This is a genomic window from Streptomyces sp. NRRL F-2580, assembly GCF_000720115.1.
GTDB lineage: Bacteria > Actinomycetota > Actinomycetes > Streptomycetales > Streptomycetaceae > Streptomyces.
This window is the reverse complement of sequence record NZ_JOIR01000029.1, coordinates 19,923-40,827: the sequence shown is the minus strand read 5'-3', so window position 1 is coordinate 40,827 and position 20,905 is coordinate 19,923. Positions and strand designations below refer to the sequence as shown.

Here is a 20,905-nt window from a genome sequence, read left to right as displayed (position 1 = left end):
GAACCTCGGCCCGACAGGTCCGGTAACGGGAGAATCCAAGCCATTGAGCTAACGTCGCGCCCCACGACGAATTTCGGTCAGCCGACAGAATTCGGCCAATCTCCGGTTCGTTGCCCGAACTCGCGTCATAGTCGGGCGCATCGGCGCTCTCCCGGGATGTGGGGCGCCATCAGGCCCTGCGCACCGAACCGAAGTGAGGCCGTCATGCACCACCCCGTCATCGAGCGCGAGCTGGAACTGAAGCTGGTCCTGTCCCCCGAGCGCAGCATCCCCGTCCCGGCGCGGCTCCTCTACCTCACCGACGACCCGTACGCCGTCCACATCACCTTCCACACCGGCTCCAGCACCCCCGTCAACTGGACCTTCGCCCGCGAGCTGCTCGTCGAGGGGGTGTTCCGCCCCTGCGGCCACGGCGACGTCCGGATCTGGCCCACCAAGGTCGACAACAAGTCCGTGCTCTGCATGGCGCTCAGCTCCCCCGACGGCGACGCCCTCCTGGAGGCCCCCGCCGGTTCCGTGTCGGCCTGGCTGGAGCGCACCCTGCGCATGGTCCCGCCCGGCACCGAGGCCGAGCGGCTCGGCCTGGAGGCGGCCCTGGCCGAGCTGCTCACGCCGACGCCCGCCGACGACCTGTGGCTGCGCGACCCGTGGCCGTCGGACGAGTCGGCGGACGGGGACCTGTGAGGGCGGACGGTCCCGGCCGCGCACGGCAGGCCGCGGGGCCGGTGTCAGAAGAGCTTGCCCGGGTTGAGCAGCCCCAGCGGGTCGAAGGCCTGCTTGACGGCGCGCTGCATCTCCAGCCCCACCGGGCCGAGTTCGCGGGCCAGCCACTCCTTCTTCAGGACGCCGACCCCGTGCTCTCCGGTGATGGTCCCGCCCAGCTCCAGCCCCAGCGCCATGATCGCGCCGAACGACTCGCGGGCCCGGCGCGTCTCGTCCTCGTCGGCGGGGTCGAAGCAGACGATCGGGTGGGTGTTGCCGTCTCCGGCGTGCGCGCAGACCCCGATGAGCAGGTCGTGGGTGCGGGCGATGGCGGCCGTCCCGTCCAGCATCTCGGCGAGCCGCGAGCGCGGTACGCAGACGTCGTCGATCATCGTCGCGGGCCGCAGGGCCTCCAGCGCGGGGAAGGACATCCGGCGGGCCTGCAGCAGCAGTTCCGACTCCGCCTGGTCCTCGGCGGGCACGACGGCGGTGGCCCCGGCGGCGGTACAGAGCTCCCCCACGGCCGCGAGGTCGTCCGGGGCGTGCGGGGTGTCGAAGGCGGCCAGGAGCAGGGCCTCGGTGGCCTCCGGCAGGCCCATCTTGCCGAGGGCGTTGACGGCGCGGACGGTCGTACGGTCCATCAGTTCCAGCAGCGAGGGGGTCAGGCCCGCCTCCATGACGGCGCAGACGGCCTCGCAGGCCGCCGCGACGGAGGGGAACTCGGCGGCCAGCGCGAGCTGCCGGGGCGGCGCGGGCTTGAGGGCGAGGACGGCCTGGACGACGACGCCGAGGCTGCCCTCGGAGCCGACGAAGAGCCGGGTGAGGTCGTACCCGGCGACGCCCTTGGCGGTGCGCCGGCCCGTGCGCAGCAGCCGTCCGTCGGCCAGGACCACGTCGAGGCCGAGCACGTACTCGGCGGTGACGCCGTACTTGACGCAGCACAGGCCTCCCGAGGCGGTGCCGATGTTGCCGCCGATGGTGCACTGCTCCCAGCTGGAGGGGTCGGGCGGGTAGTACAGGCCCTGTTCGGCGACCGCCCGCGAGAGGACGGCGTTCACCACGCCCGGTTCGACGACGGCGATCCGGTCGACGGCGCTGATCTCCAGGATCCGGTCCATCTTCACCAGGGACAGCACGATGCAGCCGTCGGAGGCGTTGGCGCCGCCCGACAGGCCCGTGCGGGCGCCCTGGGGGACGACGGGGATCCGTAGGGCGGTGGCGGTGCGCATGACGTGCCGGACCTGTTCGACGGTCCGGGGCAGTACGACGACGGCGGGGGTCCCGGCGGCGCAGAAGCTGGCCATGTCGGTGGCGTAGGAGGCCGTCACCTGGGGGTCGGTGAGCAGGGCGTCGGCCGGGAGCCCTTCGAGGAGGTTCGCTCGCAGACGTGCGGAGAGATCGTCATCCATGGGACCAGCGTGGCACCTCGGGGGCCCCTGGGGGTCCCCCCGGACGGAGTCCGGGGGAGGTCGTCGCGGGACCATCGGTGTGAACACGCCCGCGCCCCTCTTCGGGCACCTCCGTGAACTCTTCATATTGACGCACAGTGACCCCATGGACCGTATCGACGAGGAATCACAGACGCCGGCGCCGCCCGTGACCTTCACCGGCCGCAAGACGCTCGTGGCCGCCGCGGTCGCCGTGGTCCTGATCGCCGGGGCCCTGCTGATCCGCCCCGCCCGGACCGGTGACGACGCCCGCCCGCCGGGGCCGAGCGAACGCGCCGCGTCGGCGGTGGGCATGGGCGCTCCCGCGGCGGCGGTGGACCTGACGGCGCTGGTGGCGGACCGGGAGAAGTGGGTCGCGCGGCACGCGGACGACGACGCCTCGTGGGCGGTCCTCGGCTCCGCGTACATCGAACAGGCCCGGCGCACCGCGGACTCGGGCTGGTTCCCGAAGGCGGAGAAGGCCCTGAAGCGCTCGCTGGAGGTCCGCCCGGTGGAGAAGGGCAACTTCGACGCGATGACGGGCATGGGCGCGCTGGCCAATGCCCGCCGGGACTTCGGGACGGCCAGGAAGTGGGGTGAACTCGTACGGGCGCAGGCGCCGAAGCGGTGGACGGCGTACCCGGTGCTCGTGGACGCGTACACGGGGCTCGGCGACTACAAGGGCGCGCAGAAGGCGATGGAGCTGCTGCTGGAGCTGCGACCGGGCCTGGCGGCGTACGTGCGGGCCTCGCAGGTCTACCGGGACCGCGGCTGGCGCGAGGACGCGGTGGTGTCGATGGAGCAGGCGGCGGGCGCGGCGAAGGCCCCGGCGGAGAAGGCGTACGCGCTGTTCCGGCTCGGGGAGCTGTCGTGGGAGCGGGGCGACGCGGCGGAGGCACTGCGGCAGTACGAGGGTGCGCTGCGGACGGATCCGGCGCAGCCGGAGGCGCTGGGCGGCCGGGCGCGTGCGCTGGCCGCGCTGGGCCGCTCCGGGGAGGCGGTGCGGGACTACCGGCTGGCGCTGGGACGGACCCCGGTGCCGCAGCTGGCCAGGGAACTGGGCGAGCTGCTGGAGTCGCTGGGCCGGACGCAGGAGGCGCGCGTTCCGTACGACATGATCGGCTCGCTGGCGGCGCGGGACGCGCAGAACGGCGTGGACGACGACGTGGTCCTCGGCCTGTACGAGGCGGACCACGGCGATCCGGCGGCGGCGGTGCGGCGGCTGTCGGAGGAGTGGTTGCGGCACAAGAGCGTGCAGGTGGCGGACGCGCTGGGGTGGGCCCTGCACCGGGCGGGCGAGGACGCGGCGGCGCTGGAGTACGCGAAGAAGGCCACGGAACAGGGCCTGCGCAGCGCCGACTTCTCGTACCACCGGGCGATGATCGAGCGCGGCCTCGGCGATGTGGCGGCGGCCCGCCGCCACCTGCAGGAGACGGCGCGGACGAACCCGCACTTCTCGCCGCTGCGCGGGCCGCTGGCCAAGGAGGCCCTGACGGCGATCGGCCAGCCGCCGCCGGGCGGCCCGGAGCACCTGCAGCCCGTCACTCCGTGGGTGGAGCCGGAGCTGCCCAAGCCGAATCCCAAGCCGACGCCGAAGGCGTCCCAGGAGCCGAAGGCGGCCCCTTCTCCGTCCGGCCGCTGACCGTCGGGGGTGGCTGACCGGCCCGTCGCCGGCCCGCTGACCGGCCGGCGGCGCCGCGGCCCTCCCCTCACGGGGCCGCGACGCCGTCGGACACGGGCGGGCCCCCCGGCGCCGGCCGGGGGGCCCGAAGCCGCTGGGAACGGCTAGAGGTTGCCGCGCTTCTCCTGCTCGCGCTCGATCGCCTCGAACAGGGCCTTGAAGTTGCCCTTGCCGAAGCCCATCGAGCCGTGGCGCTCGATGATCTCGAAGAAGACGGTCGGGCGGTCCTGCACCGGCTTGGTGAAGATCTGCAGCAGGTAGCCGTCCTCGTCGCGGTCGGCCAGGATCTTCAGCTCGCGCAGCTCGTCGATCGGCACCCGGGTGTCGCCGACCCACTCGCCGAGCGTGTCGTAGTAGCTGTCCGGGACGGAGAGGAACTGGACGCCGGCCGCGCGCATCGAGCGCACCGTCGCGACGATGTCGTTCGAGGCCAGCGCGATGTGCTGGACACCGGGGCCGCCGTAGAACTCCAGGTACTCGTCGATCTGCGACTTCTTCTTCGCGATCGCCGGCTCGTTGATCGGGAACTTGACCTTCTTGGTGCCGTCCGCGACCACCTTGGACATCAGCGCCGAGTACTCGGTCGCGATGTCGTCGCCCACGAACTCCTTCATGTTCGTGAAGCCCATGACCTTGTTGTAGAACGCGACCCACTCGTTCATCCGGCCGAGTTCGACGTTGCCGACGCAGTGGTCGATGGCCTGGAAGGTCCGCTTGGCCGGGGGCGCGACCATCGGGTCGACGGCCACGTAGCCGGGGAGGTACGGGCCGGTGTAGTCGCCGCGCTCGACCAGCGTGTGGCGGGTCTGGCCGTACGTCGCGATCGCGGCGAGCACGACGGTGCCGTGCTCGTCCTTGACCTCGTAGGGCTCGTCCAGGCCGCGGGCGCCCTGCTCGACGGCGTACGCGTAGGCCGCACGGACGTCCGGGACCTCGATGGCGAGGTCGATGACGCCGTCGCCGTGCTCGGCGACGTGCTCGGCCAGGAAGCGGCCGTGGTCGGTCGCCGGCTTGATGACCGAGGTCAGCACGAAGCGCGCGGAGCCGTTGGTCAGGACGTAGCTGGCCGTCTCGCGGCTGCCGTTCTCCGGTCCGGAGTAGGCCACGAGCTTCATGCCGAAGGCGGTCGAGTAGTAGTGCGCGGCCTGCTTGGCGTTGCCGACGGCGAAGACGACCGCGTCCATGCCCTTCACCGGGAAGGGGTCTGCCTCACGCGCGGTGTGCGGGGTGGTTTCGAGGTTCGCCAGAGACTCAGTCATGAGCGCAGAGTCCCGCCGATCCACAAGCTGCGCAATAGTTTCCTGTTTGCCTGTACAAACTGACCAGTCTGGGCGCAGCATGGCTGAAACATCTGTGCACTATGACCACCCACGGGCACGCGTGGGCACCCGGAGGCGTCCATGGGCATCGACGAACTCGACGGCCGGCTTATCGTCCTGCTCGCCCGCGAGCCCCGGATCGGGGTCCTGGAGGCCTCGCGCCGCCTCGGCGTGGCCCGCGGGACGGTGCAGGCCCGCCTGGACCGGCTCCAGTCGAACGGGGTCATCCGCGGGTTCGGGCCGCAGGTCGATCCGACGGCCCTCGGGTATCCGGTGACCGCCTTCGCCACGCTGGAGATCAAGCAGGGGCAGGGGGCCGACGTACGGGCCCACCTGGACGGGGTGCCGGAGGTGCTGGAGCTGCACACCACCACCGGGCACGGGGACATGCTGTGCCGGCTGGTGGCGCGGTCCAACGCCGACCTGCAGCGGGTGATCGACCGCGTCGTCGGGTACGAGGGGATCGTGCGGGCCTCGACGGCGATCGTGATGGAGAACCCCGTGCCCCTGCGGATCATCCCGCTGGTGGAGCAGGCGGCCGAGGACGACACCCGGGCCTGACGTCCAAAGAAGGCGTTGCAAAGAAATCCTTGCACAGAACTCGTTGCAACCCTATCGTCGAGCCATGCCCGAGAAGCCGGTGGAACCCGCAGGGCCTGCGGGCCCCGCAGAGCCCAACGTCCGTACGCTCGACGCCCGTTCACTGCGCGGCCTCGCCCATCCCCTGCGCATCCGCCTGCTGGGCGCCCTGCGCCACGACGGCCCCGCGACCGCCTCCCAGCTGGCCGACCGGCTCGGGGAGTCGAGCGGCGCCACCAGCTACCACCTGCGCCAGCTCGCGGCGCACGGGTTCGTCGAGGACGCGCCCGAGCGCGGCAAGGGCCGCGAACGCTGGTGGCGGGCCGTGTACGACGGCACGGCGTTCGACGAGACGCTGACGCTCGACGAGGACCCGGCCGTGCGCGGCGCGGCGGACCTCTTCCTGCACGAGATCGCGACGATCCACACCCAGGAGCTGAGCACCTGGCTCGGCAACGCCCACAACTGGCCCACGCAGTGGCGGCGCGGCGCGGACATGAGCGACTTCACCCTGCACCTGACCCCCGAGCAGAGCCACGAACTGATCCACAAAATGCACGACCTGATCAACAGCTATCGCGACCTGCCGGCCTCGGAGGGCACGAAGGCGGTCCGCTTCCACACGCACGCCTTCCCGCGCGAGACGGCCGAGTAGCGGCTCGCCACACCCGTCACCCCGGGATCCCCGGGGCCCCCGCCACCTCTTCCCCACCCATCCCAGGAGCCCTGCTGTGCACGCCTTACTCCCCGACGGGCCGCCGCGCGCGGAGCGCCGTACGGACAAGCGCCCGCTGATCGCCGTACTGGCCGCCAACACCATCTCCATAGCCGGAAGTTCACTGACCCTCATCGGCGTCCCGTGGTTCGTGCTGCAGACCACCGGCAGCGCCGGGCGGGCCGGGGTCGTCGCCTTCTGCGCCACCCTGCCCGTCGTCGTGGCGGCCCTGGTCGGCGGCCCGGTCATCGACCGGATCGGGCGTCGCCGGGTCTCCGTCGCCTCCGACCTGATCAGCGGTCTGGCGGTCGGTGCGATCCCCCTGCTGCACCACGCCGGCGTGCTGGAATTCTGGATGCTGTGCGCACTGATGGCCCTCGGCGGCCTCGTGCACACCCCGGGCCTGACCGCCCGGGGCGTGCTCCTGCCGAACCTGGCCCAGCACGCGGGCACCACCATCACCCGGGCGGCCGGCCTCTACGACGCGGTCTCGCGCGGGGCCCGGATGATCGGGGCCGCCGTGGCCGGCGTACTGATCGCGGCCTTCGGCGCCGAGACCGTACTGCTGCTGGACGCGGCGACCTTCGGGGCGTCGGCGCTGCTGGTCGCCGTGTTCCTGCGCGGGGTCCCGGCCGCCGAGCCGCAACGGGCCGCCGGGAAGGCGTCCTTCACGGCGTACCGCGCCGAACTGGCCGAGGGCTGGGCCTTCCTGACCCGCTCCCGGCTGCTGCTGGGCATCACGGTGATGGTCATGATGACCAACGGCCTGGACCAGGGCTGGTCCTCGGTACTGCTGCCCGTGCACGGCCGGGACGCCCTCGGCGGCGCCACCACGCTCGGCCTGATGATCTCCCTCTTCGGCGGCTTCGCACTGCTGGGCGCCCTGTTCTACGGGATGTGGGGCGAGCGGTTCCCGCGCCGGGCCGTCTTCGCCGGAGCCTTCCTGCTCGCCGGGGCGACCCGGTACGTGGTGGCCGCCGTCACCGACACCCCGCTGCCCCTCGCGGTGACGATGGCCCTGGCCGGGCTGGGCGCGGGCGTGCTCAACCCGATCCTGACGACGGTCATGTACGAGCAGGTGCCGGAGGAGCTGCGCAGCCGCGTCGCGGGGGTGACCACGGCCGGCTGTGAGCTGACCATGCCGCTGGGCGGCCTGGCGGCGGGCCTGCTGGTCGACGGGTTCGGGGTCGGCCGGGCGCTGCTGCTGTTCGGCGGCACCTACCTGCTGACGACGCTCGCCCCGCTGGTCTTCCCCGCCTGGCGCGGCCTGGACCGCAAGCCGGCCGTCAGCAGGACGGAACGTCCTCTCCCCGCTTCAGCGCGCGCAGGGAGTTCACCGCGTCCGTGAGCGAGGTGACGGGGAGCAGCCGCAGTCCCTCGGGAAGTTCCGACCGCGCGTCCGCGCACTCGGCCTTCGGTACGAGGAACACGCTCGCCCCGTCGCGCCGCGCGGCCTGGGTCTTCAGGGCCACCCCGCCGACCGCGCCGACCGTGCCGTCGGCGGTGATGGTTCCCGTACCGGCGATGCTGCGTCCGCCGGTGAGGTCGCCGCCGCTGCCGTCGCCGTCGAGCTTGTCGACGACGCCGAGGGAGAAGAGGAGGCCGGCGCTGGGGCCGCCGACGTCGGCGAGGTTGAGGTCGACCTTCACGTCCTCGGGGTCCTTGTGGAGGTAGCCGAGCGCGGCCTCGGCGGCGGCCGACTGCGACTTGGCCATTTCCTCCAGGTTGTGCTTCTCGATCTCCTCGTCGCTTCCGCCCGAGGAGTAGACGGCCTCCTTGGGCATGACCGCCTGATCGGTCTTGAACCAGTGGTCGACGAGCTCGTGCAGCCGCATGGTCGAGGACGGACCGGTGGCCCGGATGGTGGTCATCCGCAGCTGGCCCTCGGTCTCCCGGACGGGCGCCCCGGTGACGGTGATGACCGGCTTGCCCTTGTCGGACCCGAGCACGTCGGCCGTCGGCCCGGGCACGGCGACCACGTAGGGCAACGGCGCGAAGGCGGCGGCGACGAACAACCCGACCACGGGCACGGCACAGACGGCCAGGGCAACGGGACGCGAGAGGCGTGAGAGGGCTGAGAGCACCCGCCCAATCTATCCGGCCAGGCTCACCCCCGGCCCCGCCGGGCGATCCAGCCCGCCGGGCCACTTCAGCCCGGCCGGGCCAATCCTGGCGCGCCGCGCCGATCCAGCCCCGCCGGCCCGGTCCAGCCCCGCCGGCGTTTGAGGCGCCCTTTCAGCCCCGCCGGCGTTTGAGGCGCTCTTTCAGCCCCACCGGCGTTTGAGGCGCTCTTTCAGCCCCGCCGGCGTTTGAGGCGCGGGGTCTGGGGCGGAGCCCCGGCAACGGCGCCGCACCCGCACCCCGCACCGCCCCGCACCCGGCGAAAACCAGTCGGGCACAGCGCAGCGCGCCGGCTCAGCGCAGCGCATCGGCGACTTCGCGCGCCGCGTCCACCACCCTCGGCCCCACCCGCTCCGGCACCGCGTCCGCCAGCATGACGACCCCGACGCTGCCCTCCAGCCCGGTGATCCCCACGAGCGGCGCGGCCGCGCCGCTCGCGCCCGCTTCGAGCTCGCCGTGCGTCAGCGTGTACCCGGGTTCGATGAGGGAGCCCTGACGGGCGGCCAGGATGGCCCGCCCGGCGGCCCCGCGGTCCAGCGGGTGGCGGAAGCCGGCCCGGTAGGCCACGTGGTAGTCCGTCCAGGTCGGCTCCACGACGGCGACGGCGAGCGCCTCGGTGCCGTCGACGAGGGTCAGGTGGGCGGTGGCGCCTATGTCCTCGGCGAGGGAGCGCAGCGCGGGCAGGGCCGCCTCGCGTACGAGGGGATGCACCTGCCGGCCCAGCCGCAGTACGCCGAGACCGACGCGGGCCCGGCCGCCGAGGTCGCGGCGGACCAGGGCGTGCTGTTCGAGCGTGGCGAGGAGTCGGTAGACCACGGTGCGGTTCACACCGAGGCGGTTGGAGAGCTCGGTGACGGTCAGACCGTGGTCGGTGTCGGCGAGCAGTTTGAGGACTCTGAGCCCTCTGTCGAGAGTCTGGGAGGTTTCCGCGGTCACGACGCCTCTCCCTCTTTCGGTGAGCGGCGGTGACTCTCGGGGTGGAACGCCGCCGGTCCCGCGGCGGCGCACGGAGAGGCCGCCGGTAGCGGCCATGGCACCGGCTGCGCTCCCGCGGCGGCGCTGCCACGGTGCGTTCGATGCGGGGACATTAGCGAGCAGGTCCGCTCAGCGGAAGGGCTCGTCCAGAATCCGGGCGCGCGCTACCTGTTTATGCCGATTCCTGATCGCTACCGGGGCCGATTCGTAACCTCATTTTGCACAGGAGACCTTTCCCGCCCCACGACCGCCAAGGGCGACACCGCGGACCGCGTCCCGTACGGGTCGGGGGCGGTCACGGCGGACGGGACCCGTGCGATGCTCCGCACGGACCCCGTCCCCTGTTCTGTGTGAACTGTTCTGTGTGAACCGTTCTGTGTGAACCGTTCTCGTGGACTCACCGCATGCGGGTGGCCCACTCCTGCACCTTCTTGATCCGCTCGCGCAGCTGCCCCGCCGTCGCCTCCGCGCTCGGCGGCCCGCCGCACACCCGGCGCAGCTCCGTGTGGATCACCCCGTGCGGCTTGCCGCTCTGGTGAACGTACGCGCCGACCATCGTGTTCAGCGACTTCCGCAGTTCCAGCAGCTCCTTGTGCGAGACCACCGGCCGCCGCTCCGCCGGCAGCTCCAGCAGGTCCGCCTCGGAGTCCGGCTTGCGGCGGCTGTGCGCGATCTGCCGCGACTGCCGCTTCTGCAGCAGCATCTGCACCTGGTCCGGCTCCAGCAGTCCGGGGATGCCGAGGTAGTCCTGCTCCTCCTCGCTGCCCGGGTGCGCCTGCATGCCGAACTCGGCGCCGTCGTAGAGCACCCGGTCGAAGACCGCGTCGGACTCCAGCGCCTCGAAGGACATCTGCTCGTCCTCGCCGGTGTCCTCGTCCTCCTGCTTGTTCGCCTCGTCCATCTCCTTCTCGGACTCGGCGTACGGGTCTTCCTCGCCCTGCTTCTTCGGCTTGTCGAGGACGTGGTCGCGCTCGACCTCCATCTCGTTGGCGAAGCCGAGGAGGTAGGGAATGGTCGGCAGGAACACGGACGCGGTCTCGCCGCGCCTGCGCGAGCGCACGAAGCGCCCGACGGCCTGGGCGAAGAACAGCGGGGTCGAGATGGTCGTCGCGTACACGCCCACCGCGAGGCGCGGTACGTCGACGCCCTCGGACACCATCCGGACCGCGACCATCCAGCGGCTGCCGTCCTCACTGAACTCGTCGATCCGCTTCGACGCGCCGGTGTCGTCGGAGAGCACCACGGTCGCCTTGCTGCCCGTGATCTCCCGCAGCAGCTTGGCGTAGGCGCGCGCCGAGTCCTGGTCGGAGGCGATGACGAGGCCGCCCGCGTCGGGGATGCCCTTCCTGACCTCCGTCAGCCGCTGGTCGGCGGCGCGCAGCACGTTCGGCATCCAGTCGCCGCGCGGGTCCAGCGCGGTGCGCCAGGCCTGCGAGATGGCGTCCTTCGTCATCGGCTCGCCGAGCTTGGCGGCGATCTCGTCACCCGCCTTGGTGCGCCAGCGCATGTTGCCGCTGTAGGAGAGGAAGATGACGGGCCGGACGACGCCGTCGCCGAGCGCGTTCCCGTAGCCGTAGGTGTAGTCGGCGGACGACCGGCGGATCCCGTCGTTCCCCTCCTCGTACGAGACGAAGGGGATCGGGTTCGTGTCGGACCGGAAGGGCGTGCCCGTCAGGGCGAGGCGCCGGGTCGCCGGGTCGAAGGCCTCCAGGCAGGCCTCGCCCCAGGACTTCGAGTCGCCGGCGTGGTGGATCTCGTCGAGGATGACGAGGGTCTTGCGCTGCTCGCAGCGGTTGCGGTGCAGCATCGGGCGCACGCCGACACCGGCGTAGGTGACGGCGACCCCGTGGTAGTCCTTGCTGAGCGGTCCGGCGGAGTACTCGGGGTCCAGCCGGATGCCTATCCGCGCCGCGGCTTCCGCCCACTGCTTCTTCAGGTGCTCGGTCGGCGCGACCACGGTCACCTGCTGGACCACGTGGTGGTGCAGCAGCCAGGAGGCGAGGGTCAGCGCGAAGGTCGTCTTGCCTGCGCCGGGGGTCGCGACCGCGAGGAAGTCCCGCGGCTGCTTCTCGATGTACCGGTCCAGCGCTCCCTGCTGCCAGGCACGCAGTTTGCCCGCCGTACCCCAAGGGGCGCGGCCGGGGAAGGCGGGTGAGAGGTGGTGGGAGGCGGTAGTAGTCACGGTCTCCGGTTCGTCGCTCTCGGCAGTCGTACGTAGGACAACCGGGCCACCCTACCGGGACGGGCCGGCCCTCGCGGAGGGACAGGCCCGTGACCTCGCGCGGTGCGGCGAGCGTCACACCGGAGGGCGGAGCAGTGCCCTCAGCCGGCCGGCGATGCGTGCGACGTCCGTCTCGTGCCCGGCGGCGACGTCGATGACGAGCGCGTACGCGGCCTCCTGGTCGGCGTCACCCGGGTCGGCCCCGTTCATGGCGAGGAAGGTGGCCGCGGCGAGCCAGGCGGTGCGCTTGTTCCCGTCGACCAGGGGGTGGTTCGTCGCGATGCCGTGGAGCAGCGCGGCGGCTTGCTCGTACGGGTCCTCGTAGGCCGGGGTCCCGAACTCCCCCAGCTACCGCTGGGAGGGGCCCCCAGGGCCCGGGGCCGGTGCACCGCCGACTCCAGCAGCCCGGGGGCGCGCAGTTCGACGGGCTGGTCCTGGGCCAGGCAGGCGTGCCGGGCCAGATCGAGGACCTCGGCGAGCGTGAGGTGGCACACCGGGACGGCGCCGGCGGTGGCGGCGGTGGCGGTGGCGGTCATTCGCCGAGCCGCTTCAGCAGGGGCGCGTGCCGCCGCGCGAGCCGCAGCGCCTCGGCCCCGACCCGGTCCCGCTCGGCGCGCAGCCGCGCCCGTACGGCGTCCAGCGCGAACTCTTCGGGCGACTGGCCGGTGGCATCGGCGAGGTCGGCACACTCCGCGCGCTCGGCGTCGGACAGCCGGATGATCAGCTCGTTCATACCCGCAACGCTAGTGCGGCCGGCGACCGCGACGCAGCCCAATTCCCGCGCACCCACGGCTTCGACCTGGCCGGGCACGCACGCCCTCGGCGGCCTTAGGCACTCACGCCTCGGCGTCTCCCCGGGCCCGCACGCCCCCGCTTTGCCCCGGCGCTCACGCCTTGGCGGGCTCCAGTCGGGTCGCGACCCACGCCCCCACCAGGGCCACGCAGGCCATCGGCAGGAACACCACCACGAAGGCGGCGGGGTGCGAGGCCGACGCCCCGTCCGCCAGGGCGTGGGAGGCACCGACGGCTCCGCCGCCCAGCGCGGCGAACGCGGCGCCGCCCCCCGCCAGCAGGACCACGTTGGCCAGCGCGTCCGAGATCTGCAGCGCGGCGGAGTTCGCCCCTGCCTCCTCCGGCGCCGACAGCTTGAGCAGCAACACGCTCGTGGAACCGATCACCAGCCCCATGCCCAGACAGCCGACCGCCCAGGCCAGCGCCAGCGTCCACACCGGCACGGACTCGATGAGCACGGCGGGCGCCGCCGCGATGGCCAGGGCCACCATCACCATGCCGGCCACCATCAGCCGTTCCCGGTACGGGGCCATCCGCCCCTTCGACTGCACCCACGAGCCGCCCGCCCAGGTCACTCCGCCCAGCGCGAGCGAGAACCCGGCCAGCGTCGGGCTCAGCCCCCGCTGGGTGACCAGCATCAACGGTACGAAGCTCTCCGCCGCGATGAACGAACCCGCGGCCACCCCGCGCAGCAGCACCACGGACGGCAGTCCGCGCCGCGCCAGGTACGTCCCGCGCGGCAGCAGCCCGAGCACGGCGGGCACCAGCAGGGCCGCGCCGGCGACGCCCGGCAGCAGCGACAGCCACCGCAGGTCCTGGGCGGCGTACTGGAGCAGCCCCGCGCCAAGCGAGATCCCGAGGGCCAGCCGGATCCGCCGCCGGTCGAAGGCCACGGGCGGCGCGTCCGGGTCGACGGGCCCGGACGCGGTCCGGCGTATCGCCGGCAGGGCCACCACCAGCGGCACGACGACGAGGGCCGGTATCCCGAGGAACACCCACCGCCACCCGAGGTGCTCGGTGACCGTCCCCGAGGCCAGCGGCCCGACGATCGACGGCACCACCCAGCTCGCGGCGAAAGCGGCCATGATGGCGGGGCGCAGCCGCTCCTCGTAGGCCCGGCTGACCACCACGTACAGGGCGACGATGACCAGCCCGCCGCCGAAACCCTGCACGGCCCGGCCGAGCACGAACACCCACATCGCCCCGGCGGTCCCGGACACGACGAGCCCGGAGGCGAACGAGGCGATGCCGACGGTCAGCGGCCGCAGTGGCCCCTGCCTGTCGGCCCACTGCCCGGACAGGACCATGCCGAAGAGGCTGGTCGTGAAGTAGGCGGAGAAGGCGAAGGCGTAGAGCGCGATCCCCTCCAGCTCGCGCGCGGCGACGGGCATCGCCGTCCCCACGGCGGTGGCCTCGAAGGCGATCAGGAAGATGACGGAGATGATGCCGATGCTGAGCGTCCGGTACGCGGGCCCGAGGACCCCGCCTTGCTGCAGGGGCGGGATCGGGGGCTCGGTTCTCTGGGGCACGCGGGGCTCAAGGGCACTCATCGCCCCAGCGTAAGGTGCGTAGCCCTATCTCGCCCCTGTCCATTCGACGGATCCCGCCTCCTCCCGGAGACCTAGGCCATCAGTCACTGTGAACGTGGCATGGCGGTCGTGTTGCACCCGCCGCGGAACCCTTCCCGCTCCCCCGCGGCCCCCGTACGGTCGTGCACATCACCACCTCATAGCCGTGTGCCCGAGTGGTTGAGGGACTCGCCTGCAAAGCGAGTTACGCCGGTTCGATTCCGGTCACGGCTTCTGGACGCCTGAGCAGGCAAAACGAAAGGGCGGCATCCATCCGCGGGTGCCGCCCGTTTGGTCCTCCGTTTCAGTTCCCGTCTCACTTAGACCGTAATTTGCCTAGCAATCAGTCGTCTCGCCAGGCTCCCCGGGCGGCCCGCCTCCTGGTGGGGTGCGCCTTCCTTTAGTGCCCCAGTGCCAGCCAACGGGCTGGAGGTGCTGGCTCCGGCGACTCCTAGCGGCACCGCGGGCGGTCTCCACCGCAGGGGCAAACCACCAAAGCACGCTGCTCTTCGCCTTGCACCGCCCGCGGTTGGCGGCAGCCCGAGGCACACTTCTGGGCAGCCTCAGCTCAGCTGGGGCACCCAAACATCTGCACATATGTCAGGGCCGGAGTGGTAGACCCGGCCGCCGGATCTGCACTACCCCATGCCACGGAAACACGCATCTCCCCCCACTGCGGGTTGAGGATGTTCTCCCGGTGGCCAGGGCTATTCATCCAAAACCTGAGAGCTGCGCGGGGTGTCACGCCATCGCGCCCCCACCCCGCATAGGTGTTCTCGCCGACGCATTGCCCGAAGCCCGAATCCCGTGCACGGCTCTCCGGCGTCGACTTGGTCTGCGGGTTGATATGCGGGTCGCATCGACTGGGGTCGCTCTTCTTGGGGACACAGTTCCCGACTTCCGCTACCGTTCCCCACCAGCGTAGAGCCACCGCAGCGTTGGCGTGGCTGCTTGCGGCGCCTCCGAGCCCTAGGCGCCCTGGGGGCGTTCCCTTCATAGCCAGATATCTCTTCACCGGAGGAACGTGATGCGCGGCTCGTTCGGCGTTGACGAGACACAGCACCGATTTCTCAATGTCCCAACTCTGCCGCATGTAGTTAACTCGCCCAATCGGCGTGTCGGGAAACGCAGATGCGTCTTGGTAGACAAGGTCGACGTTCTCACAGTTTGCGGCTGATGCCTGCGGGGCCACGGTCCATGTAATCGCAACGGCACCCCCGAAAAGGAGCGGGCTCAAAAGCGAGGCCGCGATCTTCTTTGAGCGCACAACGATCCCCTTTCGGGCAGATAAGACGCAGGAGTCCCGCCGCACAGCGGAGGCGATGGAAGAACCTGCGTACACATGAGACGCTGCGTGGAGGGGGAAAGGCGGGAGGCGTACAGATCGTGTCTCCCGAATCCTCGATATCTGGGCGGAGGGGGCCTGCGCACGCGTCCTTCGCTTCTCTAAGACTCCTCCCCCGCCACATATCTGTCCAACTGAGCAGCCTTTCATAGTGCAGTGTTGCCCTGATCTGACTGACCGTTGAGGCCCGCCCCTAGCGGGATGCGTGAACTAGGAGCCTTCCTGAACAGGAAGGAAGAGGGACTGGGCGGCCCGCAGCAGGCAGCCCCGTATTCTCGTTCTCAGTGGGGCGGCACGAGAGAACCCGCGGCGCCGTTGCCGTCATTCCGGCCGGTCTGCCTCGGTGTTCCAGATCAGGCCATCGACCTGCCTCGCCACATCGGACCGCACTGCGTCAACCATGTGCTGGTACCGGCCAGCCATCGCACTGGTCGACCATCCCATGAGGCCCATGACGGCTCGCTCGGGTACACCTAGGATCAGCAGAACGGTGGCAGCCGTGTGGCGCGCGTCATGCAGACGCCCATCACGAACTTTCGCTTCTACCAGTAGGGCCTTCCACTCGGCCCAATCCCTGCGGTGGGACGGGCTGCATCCGTGTTCGTTGGGAAAGACCCAGTCGCCTTTCACCCAGCGCTTCCCGGCCGCCTGCCGCTCCGTCTCTTGAGCCTTGCGGTGGGCTCGTAGTAGATCAACGAGCTGTTCCGGAAGACCGACCACGCGGCGGCCGGCACGCGACTTGGTAGTGGACGTCTCCGGGTTGCTGCGTCGCCTCTGCGGGCAGTACCCGGCCTTTCGTCCGCAGGGCTCCGCGCACCCGTGCGCGTATTGCGGGCGGTGGCGACTGCGGCGGACCACCAGAAACCCACCATCAAGGTCTACGTCCTCCCACTTCAGAGCCAGTACCTCTCCCTGGCGCAGTCCGAGAGCAAGGGCAACGGCCCAGCGCGCAGAGTTGCGCTGACGGCCAGCGGCCTTCAACAGACGCTGTACTTCTTTCACCGTGTAGGGCTCCACCTCGTAGTCCCCCGTCTTCGGAGCCTTCGCCAACTGAACCGGGTTCTTGCCGAGATGACCGCGGCGTACCGCCTCGTTGAGGGCGGTCCGGAAGGTGCGGTGCACTTGGTGGGCAGTCGCGGACTTGCTGCCGTTGGCCTGCATCTTCGCGTAGAAGATCTCGATGTGCTCGGGCGTGAGCCTGTCGAGACGATGAGCCCCGAGGCCGGGGATGAGGTGCTTCCTTACGGCGACTCCGTACCCGACCATCGTGTTGTCGTTGACCCCGAGCGGGGCGACGTTCTCGATCCAGTGCGTCATCCAGGCCTTGACGGTCATGGCCTTGCCCGGCTTCCGCACGGTCTTGGCCTCCCGCTCCTTCTCCAGCTTCCGTACGGCGGTCGTGACTTCAGCGCGGGTCTTGCGTTCGACATGGCGCCGGTCGGGTGAGCCGTCATCGCGTACGCCGACGGTGACGCGACCGTGCCACTTTCCGTCCTTCCCGAGGTAGATGGAGCTGCGGCCGTTGGGCTGACGGGTGCGCTTGTTCTCTGTCACAGGCAAGGTCCTCAGGCAGCGATGGAGGTAGGGCGGTTCGCTTCGCGGAGTCGTGCAAGGAAGTCGTGCACGGCTTCGGCCGGCACTCGGCGAAGGTGACCGATCGGCACGGACTCCAGCTGTCCGGAGCCGATGAGGCGAAAGCACGTGGTCCGGCCGATGGAAAGTCGACGGGCTGCTTCCTCAACGGTCAGCAGCACCAGCGTTGGATCTGCCACGTAGGACGCGGCGGCATGGGTGTCGTGCATGGGCTCACTCCTTGGCGGGCCGCCACAGAAACCACGAAATACACAGAAACCCTGGGCGGGGCCGCTGACCTGCGCGAACGGCGTGGTTGGGGCCGGTGGGCTGGCTGCCACAGAAAGGGCAGGAAGTCCCACAGAAATAGGCGGGCCGGGGTGGGCTCGTATTTGTGTGGTTCTTCTGCGGGTTTCTGTGGCAGCCGTCCGACTGCGGCCCGTAGCGGCGTTTGCACAGGTCAGGGGCCAGGTGAGGCTATTTCTGTGATTCTGTGGTTTCTGTGGCGGGGGTCAGACGGCGGGTTCGCTCAGCTGGGGGTGGATGAGGTAGCGCGGGGACGGCGGCCGGCCACGCCCGCCGGTGCGTAGGGTGAGCTGGGCTCGGATGTATCCGTGCTCTTCGAGCAAGTTCAGCGCGGGATCGAGATCGGTCACGGTGGGGAACTCCGCGCGGGAGAGCTTCACCATGAGGTCGCGCTTGCTGACCTCGCTCCACTTCTGGGTGCGCAGCAGCTCCAGCGCGGAGCGGGCGCGGCCCACGGTGGGATCGGCGCCCATGACGTCGAAGACGCCGAGGGCGTGGGCGGTGAAGTACTCCCCCAAGGTGATCGCCGCGCGCATGGTGGTCTCGGTGACGGGCTTGGTGTGCCCGCCCTCCATGTGCTCGGCCAGGTGCAGCAGGGCGGCCATGCGGGCCACGGCCCCGGCGAGCTTGCCGGCCCAGTTGGCGATGTGTCCCAGCGCGCCGCTTTGGGCCGCGAGCTGCGGCTCCACCCGCTGTTGGTAGGTGATCAGGGCCTTGTCTGCTTCGGGGCTGAGCTGGATGACGGCGGGGTCGGTCCACTCGGCCAGCCACAGCGTGAGCGCGAGAACGTTGCTCTCGTAGACCGCCGCGATGTCCTCGGGGATCTGCTCGGTGATGACCGCGCGCTCACCGACCAGGGAGCGGGGCATGGAGTACAGGAAGCGGGCCAGCAGGCCGCGCCCGTCGAAGCCCTTGACCTTGGCGATGTCCCGGAGCACGTCCGGCTGGACGGCCAGCCCGATCGTCAGGGCCGGGTGGTCGATGTACTCCCGGCGAGTCTGCCGGTTGACCCTCAGCCGGTCCCCCGCATGCCCTTTGAGGAACACCTCCATGTTCGGGGCGCCGGAGTAGCGTCCGGCGATGATGTCGAAGATCCCGCCCTCGGCCGACATCACGGCGAGCCGGCCGCCTTGCTCCGCGATGAGCGAGGTGACCGTCTCGGAGGTGGAGTCATCGGCCAGCAGCAGAGGTTCTACCGGCACCGCCACCGATTCGGCGGTCTGTGCCAGCCCGATCGCCTCGGCGATCAGCTCCTCGCGCTTCCCTCCATCGGCCTTCACGGCCTTGGCCGCGGCGTTGTCGGCTGCTTCCTTGGCCAGCCGGGCGGTCATCGCCGCTTCCACGATGGCCGGGGCCATGGTCACCTGAAGCTTCTTCTCCGCCTCGTACAGCGGATCGGTCAGCAACGCGAAGACCGCGGACTTCCGGTTGGCCGGGGGCAGCGCGCACACCACGTACAGGTTGGTGGGCTCCCTCCAGCTACCTCGGACGTGGACGACCGACCGACCGCCGGCCGCTGCCGCGAGCACCGACAGGGCGATGGACCCTGGCAGGTCGATGGGTGTCTGTGTCTCCTCGGCAACGGCCTTCACGTACGAGCCGAGCCATTCCGGGAAGACGTGCGCGGGGAAGACGGGAAGCTCGCGCCGCCCGGTCAGCGGGATCGGCTTTTCCCATGTCGGTTCTGCGGGCTGAGGTCCGTCGGTCGTGTCCAGTCCCACCCACAGGTCACCGTCCCCTGGCTGGCCGGTCATGCCGCGTCTCCCGTGGTGTTGCGGGCGCTGCGATGGATGCCGTCGCGGATGCTGGCAGCAACCCGGGAGGGCGCGAGCCCTTCCGGCGCAGCAGCGGTGAGCGCGTCGGTGACTTCCGTCTCGGTGAGGGTGCCAGCGGCGATGAGGCGGCCGAGGGCGTAGGCCGCGTTGTAGAGCGTCGTGTTCTGGGCGCCGGTGACAGCGGCGGCGACCTTGGCGACCTCACCGTTCAGGGCGGCCGCCGCGTACCGGTCCGCCTTGCCGATCCGGGCGCGGAGCACGGCCACGGGGACGGGGTCGGGTGCGGGAGGCGTCGTGAGCAGGTCACCAAGCCACGTGGGGAGGGGGGCCGGGGGCGCGTCGTGAATGATCTCGTACGAGCCTGTGCCGACGGTGCTGCCGGCCGCGACCACGTACCCGCCCCAGGCTCGCGTGTCGACCTTCCAGCCCAGGCGCCCTGCACTCCCACGTAGCCGCTTTTGGGCGGGGGCGGTGAAGTACAAGTGCTGTCCGCCACGGCGGGTGCGCACCGTGTACGTCTCGGTGGGCAGACGCTCACCGGCGCGCTCGCAGATCATGGCGAAGACGTCCAGTCCGTCGGTGGCTCCGGCCCATTTCGGGGGCGGGGCTCCGTCGTCGTCCTTGGGGATGTCGAGGTCGACGACCAGGAGTCCGGCGGGGCCGGTGGCGATGCCGACGTTGTAGGGGGCCGCCTGCCAGCAGGCGGTGATCTGCTCGGCGACGAGGGTGGCGCGCTGTTCGGGGGTGCGGTGGCCGTCCGTGCAGCGGCCGGTGCGGGGGCAGTTGCGTTCGGGGTGGCCGGCGGGCCGCTTGTCTCCGGGGCGGAGCGGGAAGACGGGCCAGCCGCGGTCAGCGGCGGCGAGGGCGGCGCGCAGCAGCGCGGGGTTGGGGGTTGGTGTCATGCTGGGGGTCTCCTGTTTCTGCGAAGGGACGGAGAAGCCGGGGCGGTCGCGGTCTTGTGGTGAGAGGCGACCGCCCCGGGCATAGCTAGAGGTCGGTGAGCACGGCGGTGGGGATCTCGTAGACGTCGATGACGTCGTTCACGCCGTGCCAGCGGCCGGGGGCGTGGTGGATGTAGACCACGTGCAGCGGGATTCCGTCGCGGCCGGTGAACGCGTAGACGTTCACGACGTCCACGTTCTTGCGGCTCTTGCGGGCGCTGCGAATGTGGGACAGGGCCGCGATCACGCTGACGTGCTCGGGCCGGTAGTTGAGACCGTCGACCTGCGTGTGCATCGTGGGGTGCTGCGTGGTGCTCAGGGCCGGGCTGGAACTCATGGCGGGGTCTCCTCAGTGGTGGCGGATCCAGAGGGCGTATTCCTGGCGGACGTAGCCGCGGGGCTCGCGGACGCTGTCCGGGTGGTCCGGGGTGTAGGGACCGTCCGCGTAGCCGGACGGCCCGAGGCCGGCGGCGTGGTCGATCTCCATCAGCCGCCGGGCCGCTTCGACGGCGAGGGTGGCGGCGTCGCCGCCCACAGGGTCGTCGTCGGTGACGGCGATGCGATCCAGGAGTGCGGCCTTGCGGAGCCAGAACTCGCGGACCGCGATGCCGTGCAGGCAGTCCCGGGCACCTCGGAAGGTCCAGCCGATCTCGCTGATGATGCTCGGCGCGGTGGCGTACGCCGCTTCAGGCGCGGGCCAGTGGCTGGGCTGCTGCTCGGCGGTGACGTAGAGGCGGACGCGCTCCCCGTCGCGGGTGGGGTGCTGGCGGACCGGCCCCGTCGCGAACGTCTCGGAGAGGGCCTTGGTGATCTCGGGAACTTCGGTCGGGGCGCAGATGACGCGGATCTCGAACATGACTTCCTTC

17 protein-coding genes, 1 tRNA gene and 2 pseudogenes are annotated in these 20,905 nt (G+C 71.0%); 6 read left to right on the top strand and 14 right to left on the bottom strand.

The window, feature by feature from the left end; all coding sequences use genetic code 11:
- Nucleotides 1-204 precede the first annotated feature (204 nt).
- Nucleotides 205-684 (top strand): SsgA family sporulation/cell division regulator, encoded by a 480-nt coding sequence (locus tag IF88_RS0127135; protein ID WP_030717910.1) that lies wholly within the window; start codon nt 205-207, stop codon nt 682-684.
- Between the two features lie 44 nt (nt 685-728).
- On the opposite strand, the gene IF88_RS0127130 is transcribed toward IF88_RS0127135, so the two are convergent.
- Complete coding sequence (locus IF88_RS0127130) at nt 729-2,111, bottom strand: FAD-binding oxidoreductase (protein ID WP_030717907.1); 1,383 nt, start codon at nt 2,109-2,111, stop codon at nt 729-731.
- A gap of 145 nt (nt 2,112-2,256) precedes the next feature.
- Between IF88_RS0127130 and IF88_RS0127125 the strand changes: the two genes are divergently transcribed.
- Nucleotides 2,257-3,771 carry a tetratricopeptide repeat protein gene (locus IF88_RS0127125; protein WP_234323720.1) on the top strand — a complete coding sequence of 505 codons (1,515 nt, stop codon included), beginning with the start codon at nt 2,257-2,259 and terminating at the stop codon, nt 3,769-3,771.
- A 143-nt stretch (nt 3,772-3,914) separates the two neighbouring features.
- Here the strand turns inward: IF88_RS0127125 and hppD are convergent, their stop codons facing one another.
- A complete protein-coding gene (hppD, locus tag IF88_RS0127120) occupies nt 3,915-5,069 on the bottom strand; it encodes a 4-hydroxyphenylpyruvate dioxygenase (protein WP_030717898.1) in 1,155 nt (384 codons plus the stop codon).
- Between the two features lie 141 nt (nt 5,070-5,210).
- On the opposite strand from hppD, the gene IF88_RS0127115 reads away from it, so the two are divergent.
- From IF88_RS0127115 to IF88_RS0127105, 3 genes are all read left to right on the top strand, one after another.
- A complete protein-coding gene (locus IF88_RS0127115) occupies nt 5,211-5,690 on the top strand; it encodes an Lrp/AsnC family transcriptional regulator (protein ID WP_030717895.1) in 480 nt (159 codons plus the stop codon).
- A 64-nt stretch (nt 5,691-5,754) separates the two neighbouring features.
- Nucleotides 5,755-6,363, top strand: a complete 609-nt coding sequence (locus IF88_RS0127110; protein ID WP_030717894.1) for an ArsR/SmtB family transcription factor — start codon at nt 5,755-5,757, stop codon at nt 6,361-6,363.
- A 76-nt stretch (nt 6,364-6,439) separates the two neighbouring features.
- Nucleotides 6,440-7,771, top strand: coding sequence for an MFS transporter (locus IF88_RS0127105; RefSeq protein ID WP_234323719.1), 1,332 nt, complete (start codon nt 6,440-6,442; stop codon nt 7,769-7,771).
- On the opposite strand, the gene IF88_RS0127100 is transcribed toward IF88_RS0127105, so the two are convergent.
- From IF88_RS0127100 to IF88_RS0127075, 6 genes and pseudogenes are all read right to left on the bottom strand, one after another.
- Nucleotides 7,710-8,507, bottom strand: a complete 798-nt coding sequence (locus IF88_RS0127100; protein WP_030717888.1) for a S16 family serine protease — start codon at nt 8,505-8,507, stop codon at nt 7,710-7,712. The genes IF88_RS0127105 and IF88_RS0127100 overlap by 62 nt on opposite strands.
- Before the next feature lie 331 nt (nt 8,508-8,838).
- Nucleotides 8,839-9,480 (bottom strand): IclR family transcriptional regulator, encoded by a 642-nt coding sequence (locus IF88_RS0127095; RefSeq protein WP_007264382.1) that lies wholly within the window; start codon nt 9,478-9,480, stop codon nt 8,839-8,841.
- Nucleotides 9,481-9,916: 436 nt separating this feature from the next.
- Entirely contained in the window at nt 9,917-11,701 is a 1,785-nt protein-coding gene (locus IF88_RS0127090) for a DEAD/DEAH box helicase (RefSeq protein ID WP_030717885.1), read from the bottom strand.
- Nucleotides 11,702-11,815: 114 nt separating this feature from the next.
- Nucleotides 11,816-12,276: pseudogene (locus IF88_RS40935) on the bottom strand (type II toxin-antitoxin system death-on-curing family toxin).
- Nucleotides 12,273-12,473, bottom strand: a complete 201-nt coding sequence (locus tag IF88_RS0127080) for a hypothetical protein (RefSeq protein WP_030717883.1) — start codon at nt 12,471-12,473, stop codon at nt 12,273-12,275. The pseudogene IF88_RS40935 and the gene IF88_RS0127080 overlap by 4 nt, the downstream one beginning before the upstream one ends.
- Before the next feature lie 154 nt (nt 12,474-12,627).
- Complete coding sequence (locus IF88_RS0127075; protein ID WP_030717882.1) at nt 12,628-14,082, bottom strand: MFS transporter; 1,455 nt, start codon at nt 14,080-14,082, stop codon at nt 12,628-12,630.
- A gap of 180 nt (nt 14,083-14,262) precedes the next feature.
- Here IF88_RS0127075 and IF88_RS0127070 point away from each other — a divergent pair.
- Nucleotides 14,263-14,334, top strand: a tRNA-Cys gene (locus tag IF88_RS0127070).
- 1,392 nt (nt 14,335-15,726) lie between these two features.
- On the opposite strand, the pseudogene IF88_RS0127065 reads toward IF88_RS0127070, so the two are convergent.
- From IF88_RS0127065 to IF88_RS0127040, 6 genes and pseudogenes are all read right to left on the bottom strand, one after another.
- Nucleotides 15,727-16,999 (bottom strand): annotated as a pseudogene (locus IF88_RS0127065) (tyrosine-type recombinase/integrase).
- Between the two features lie 11 nt (nt 17,000-17,010).
- Nucleotides 17,011-17,247, bottom strand: a complete 237-nt coding sequence (locus IF88_RS0127060) for an excisionase family DNA-binding protein (RefSeq protein WP_030717877.1) — start codon at nt 17,245-17,247, stop codon at nt 17,011-17,013.
- Between the two features lie 282 nt (nt 17,248-17,529).
- Nucleotides 17,530-19,077: a YfjI family protein gene (locus IF88_RS0127055; protein ID WP_030717873.1), complete on the bottom strand. Its 1,548-nt coding sequence runs from the start codon at nt 19,075-19,077 to the stop codon at nt 17,530-17,532.
- Complete coding sequence (locus tag IF88_RS0127050; RefSeq protein WP_037807205.1) at nt 19,074-20,000, bottom strand: bifunctional DNA primase/polymerase; 927 nt, start codon at nt 19,998-20,000, stop codon at nt 19,074-19,076. Before IF88_RS0127050 ends, IF88_RS0127055 begins: the two co-directional genes overlap by 4 nt.
- Before the next feature lie 85 nt (nt 20,001-20,085).
- Nucleotides 20,086-20,376, bottom strand: a complete 291-nt coding sequence (locus IF88_RS0127045; RefSeq protein ID WP_030717862.1) for a hypothetical protein — start codon at nt 20,374-20,376, stop codon at nt 20,086-20,088.
- A gap of 12 nt (nt 20,377-20,388) precedes the next feature.
- Nucleotides 20,389-20,895 carry a hypothetical protein gene (locus IF88_RS0127040; RefSeq protein ID WP_030717860.1) on the bottom strand — a complete coding sequence of 169 codons (507 nt, stop codon included), beginning with the start codon at nt 20,893-20,895 and terminating at the stop codon, nt 20,389-20,391.
- Nucleotides 20,896-20,905: the final 10 nt, after the last annotated feature.